The sequence below is a fragment of the Rhodothermales bacterium genome (genome assembly GCA_013002345.1).
GTDB lineage: Bacteria > Bacteroidota > Rhodothermia > Rhodothermales > JABDKH01 > JABDKH01.
Map to the genome: position 1 here is coordinate 1 of JABDKH010000355.1, position 3,595 is coordinate 3,595.

Below are 3,595 nucleotides of genomic sequence, written 5' to 3' on the forward strand. Positions count from 1 at the left end.
GGCCGAGCCAGCGCGACCGCGCGCTACCTAACAAGCGATTGCTGCAGTCGCGGGTTGGCATGGTGGGAAGCGCTTCGCGCTTGTGTTCATCCAGGCCGCGCAGCAGAATCGCGAGACGTTAGGTCGCGCGAAATATTCGCCGAGGACTATAGACCTTGAAGACACAGATTCCGTGGCTGCGAGTGGTGGTCGAGGGTCTGGTAATTGTCGCCTCGATCCTCTTTGCGTTCGGGATCGACGCGGGGTGGGACGCACGCGAGGAACGAGGGCGTCGGGCCGTCCTGATGGAAGACCTCCAGGCGGAGCTAGTTCGTAACGCCGGGGACCTGAGTGTAGCGCTGGCCGAACAGGAGTTGAGAGCGCTACGCATCGGGATTCTCCTCAATGAGCTGACTCCCCAGGCGAAGGGTTTGTCCGCAGATTCGGTTCGTGCCCTCCAGGCAAGTTTGGCTGGTGTGGTGAGCTACGACCCGTCCCTCGGGGTCTTGGATCTCCTAATTCAGTCGGGGGATCTGGCGCTCTTGGAGGATCGCGAATTGCGGGCTCGCCTCGCCGGGCTTGCCTCTGTGTCTGAGGACTATCTGAGGAACCAGGTCTTTCTGGTGCAGTCGTATCTCAACCCGGAAGCGATTCTCGGGACCGGATCGATCCTGTTCGACTATAGCGACGTCATCTCGTTCGACGGAACGTTGACCACCGCCAGTTCGAGTGTCCAACTGAATGCCACGAAGTTCTACGCCTTCGATCGCTTCATGACGGAGCTGATGGTCACCCAGGGCAAGGCGCTGCTTGCGGAGTTCGAAGATCTCATCGGGCTCATGGAGCCTGGTTAGTGATAGCCTCGGGGTGCGCGACCTAACATGGAATTGCTGCTGTCCGCGAAGGCTATCCGGCTAGTCTAGTAACGCCTGTGGTTTGCGAAGCGTGCGGGTGCGGCAGCAGAATTCCGAGACGTTAGGAGGCTGCAGGGTCTCCGAGAACGTCGAGGAAGGCGCGTGGCTTGAGGACTTCCACTCCTCGCCACCCCGACACGTGCAAGAGGTCCGAGTCTCCAGAAACGACGAGGGCCCCAGCTGAGTGGGCGCAGAGCAGGAACTTGTCGTCGTCCGCGTCGGCCGTGATGTCCTCTTCCTCTTCAGGGTCGGCGACGAGTGTGCCGTGGCCAATGATCGTTGCGAGGACCGCTTCGTATTCCAGTCCGGGACGGGAGGCCGCAAGCCGAGCGCAGGTCTGGAAGTACTCGTCGAAGATTGCCGGGCTGAGACGAGTTCGAAGCTGTCAGCGGCCCATGCTTCAAGGACTTGGCCGGGTACACCGGCGAAGAAGATCCCGGAAACCAAGACGTTGGTGTCCAGGACTACCTTCACTTCCGTCCTCGCACCTCGCGAATAGCTCGTTCGACCTCCTCTTCGGTGATTCCCGCGGCCTCGGCCGACTCCCGAACCTTGTCGAGAAGGGCCTTGAAGTCGGCCAACTTCGGTGGCTTGAGGGCCTTGAGCACGACGACGTCGCCTTCACCTACGACAACGAACTGAGCTCCGGGCTCGAGCCCTAGCCGCGTCCGGATCTCCTCTGGGATGACGACCTGCCCGCGAGAAGAGAGCTTAGTGGTGGCTGGTTTGACCATGAAAACTGGGCTCCCTCGGCACAATGATCTTACCAGTAAGATGGTACAACCGCAGCCTCCTAACAAGGAATTGCTGCAGTCCGCGAAGGCTATTCGGCATCTCTGGTAACGCCCTTGGTTTGCCAACCGGGCGGGTGCGGCAGCAGAATTCCGGGACGTTATAGAGCGCGGACCGATGGCTAGATCAGCGAAACAGACTCCGATATCTGGGATAACCACCGCCCAGTCGGAGAAGCACGACAAACGACTGGCGAACCGGAGGCTTCGGCGTGCGGTCAGGCAGGCACTTCACCGGGCTGAGTCCGTTGAGGTCCTGCCGCATCGTCGTGAACTTACGGATCCTTGGACAATGGCGAAGGACGGTAAGATGTGGTTTGACGCCGACCGCTTCCCGGAACTGCTCAGGAAGTAGGAGGTCCCAGACGCGCATGGCGATTTCCGACGCCTCGGGTGTAGACTAAATGACCCCACCCTACCAACGGTCCAGTCATGGCAGAACCCAACGTCAAAGAGCGCGTTCTGGACGCGGTCCGCGAGCTTCCCGATGACGCGACAGTCGAGGACGCGATGGAGCGGCTTTATTTCCTCGCAAAGGTCGAGAAGGGGCTGCAGCAAGCAGAAGCCGGCAGGACGGTTAGCCACGAGGAAGCGAAGCGCCGCCTTCTCGGGTGACAGTTCTCCGTTGGACTGAGCAGGCGGTGCAGGACCTGGAGTCCATTCGCGACTTCATCGAGCGCGACTCACCTCGCTACGGCCGTGTAGTCGTGGAGCGTCTCGTGGAGCCACCTCCAGGATCGAGCTCTTCCCAAAGTCCGGCCGGGTGGTACCAGAGCTCGCTCGAGAGGATCTTCGCGAACTCATCGTCGGCGACTACCGGATCGTTTATCGACTCGACGGAGAGTTGGCGGTGCTTCTCACGGTTTACCGCTCGTCCATGCTGTTCCCCTTCCGACTCTTCGATGAGTGACCGGGCAGCGGCGCTCCATAACATGGAATTGCTGCTGTCCGCGAAGGCTTCGAGGGCATCTCTGGTAGCGCCCTGGTTTGCCAACCGTGCGGGTGCGGCAGCAGAATTCCGGGACGTTAGGAAGAGCGGTGAACCGATCGAGGAGTTTCGCGTATTAGTACGTCCTGTGGTATCATATAGGGTATCGACAGGAGGGTCGAATGAAGCCAAGCCAAGACGTACACCCCCTATCCGCATTCCGGGCAAATGCCGCAGGACTCCTTCGTCAACTCAGGGAGACCCGCCGCCCGCTGGTGCTCACGCAGCACGGTCGCAGTGCGGCAGTGGTCTTAGACGTCGAGCACTACGAGGCGCTGATCGACGAGGTCGAACTGATCCGCGAGATCCGTCAGGCGAAGGCCGAGCTGGCGCGAGGCGAAGGGATTCCGCAAGAGCAGGTAGTCGCTGAGGTACGAGACCGTCTCGCTCGGTGAGGGTCGTATGGTCGCCTACTGCACGCCGGCAGGTTCTCGGCGCAGTCGAGCGAATCAGTGACGATTGGCCGAACGCCGCGACGGCTTGGTTCGATGGGCTAATTGAACGGACCTCTCTGCTGACGGATCTGCCGACTCAGGGTCGTGTCGTGCCCGAATGGGGTGACGACTCAGTCCGTGAGATCCTGTACGAGCCGTATCGGGTGGTCTACGAAATCCATGCGGACCGGGTCGAGATCCTGGTCCTTAGCCACTACCGCCAGCGGTTCCCTGACGAGAAGGGGTAGGAAGACGGGGCCGTGCTCTTCCTAACATGGAATTGCTGCAGTCCGCATGGGCTACTCGACATCTCTGGTGACGCCCTGTGGTTTGCTTCCCAGGCGGGTGCGGCAGCAGAATTCCAGGACGTTAGACATCCCATCGAAGCAGGTGGCCCAATGCGACTTGCGAGTGCGCTCGGCATCCTATCCTTGGCTCCGTTGTTGGGGGCCTGCGCTGCCCCCGGGACCGATGAGCCTCCCTATGTTC

The 3,595-nt window shown here is 60.8% G+C and carries 7 protein-coding genes; 6 read left to right on the forward strand and 1 reads right to left on the reverse strand.

The features are described from left to right. Nucleotides 1-155 precede the first annotated feature (155 nt). Nucleotides 156-833, forward strand: coding sequence for a hypothetical protein (locus HKN37_16690; protein ID NNE48291.1), 678 nt, complete (start codon nt 156-158; stop codon nt 831-833). Between the two features lie 530 nt (nt 834-1,363). Here HKN37_16690 and HKN37_16695 read toward each other — a convergent pair. Beyond that, entirely contained in the window at nt 1,364-1,627 is a 264-nt protein-coding gene (locus HKN37_16695; GenBank protein ID NNE48292.1) for an AbrB/MazE/SpoVT family DNA-binding domain-containing protein, read from the reverse strand. 175 nt (nt 1,628-1,802) lie between these two features. Between HKN37_16695 and HKN37_16700 the strand changes: the two genes are divergently transcribed. The 5 genes from HKN37_16700 (at nt 1,803) to HKN37_16720 (ending at nt 3,354) form a co-directional block, all read left to right on the forward strand. Then, nucleotides 1,803-2,039, forward strand: a complete 237-nt coding sequence (locus HKN37_16700; GenBank protein ID NNE48293.1) for a hypothetical protein — start codon at nt 1,803-1,805, stop codon at nt 2,037-2,039. A gap of 77 nt (nt 2,040-2,116) precedes the next feature. Continuing rightward, nucleotides 2,117-2,299 carry a hypothetical protein gene (locus HKN37_16705; protein ID NNE48294.1) on the forward strand — a complete coding sequence of 61 codons (183 nt, stop codon included), beginning with the start codon at nt 2,117-2,119 and terminating at the stop codon, nt 2,297-2,299. 121 nt (nt 2,300-2,420) lie between these two features. After that, entirely contained in the window at nt 2,421-2,594 is a 174-nt protein-coding gene (locus tag HKN37_16710) for a type II toxin-antitoxin system RelE/ParE family toxin (GenBank protein ID NNE48295.1), read from the forward strand. A gap of 200 nt (nt 2,595-2,794) precedes the next feature. Beyond that, complete coding sequence (locus HKN37_16715; GenBank protein NNE48296.1) at nt 2,795-3,067, forward strand: type II toxin-antitoxin system Phd/YefM family antitoxin; 273 nt, start codon at nt 2,795-2,797, stop codon at nt 3,065-3,067. Further along, nucleotides 3,064-3,354, forward strand: a complete 291-nt coding sequence (locus HKN37_16720; GenBank protein ID NNE48297.1) for a type II toxin-antitoxin system RelE/ParE family toxin — start codon at nt 3,064-3,066, stop codon at nt 3,352-3,354. Before HKN37_16715 ends, HKN37_16720 begins: the two co-directional genes overlap by 4 nt. Nucleotides 3,355-3,595: the final 241 nt, after the last annotated feature.

Bases quoted from the DNA above. Each gene is read 5' to 3' on its own strand.
- HKN37_16695 (NNE48292.1), bottom strand. From the start codon at position 1,627: ATGGTCAAACCAGCCACCACTAAGCTCTCTTCTCGCGGGCAGGTCGTC.
- HKN37_16700 (NNE48293.1), top strand. From the start codon at position 1,803: ATGGCTAGATCAGCGAAACAGACTCCGATATCTGGGATAACCACCGCC.
- HKN37_16705 (NNE48294.1), top strand. From the start codon at position 2,117: ATGGCAGAACCCAACGTCAAAGAGCGCGTTCTGGACGCGGTCCGCGAG.
- HKN37_16715 (NNE48296.1), top strand. From the start codon at position 2,795: ATGAAGCCAAGCCAAGACGTACACCCCCTATCCGCATTCCGGGCAAAT.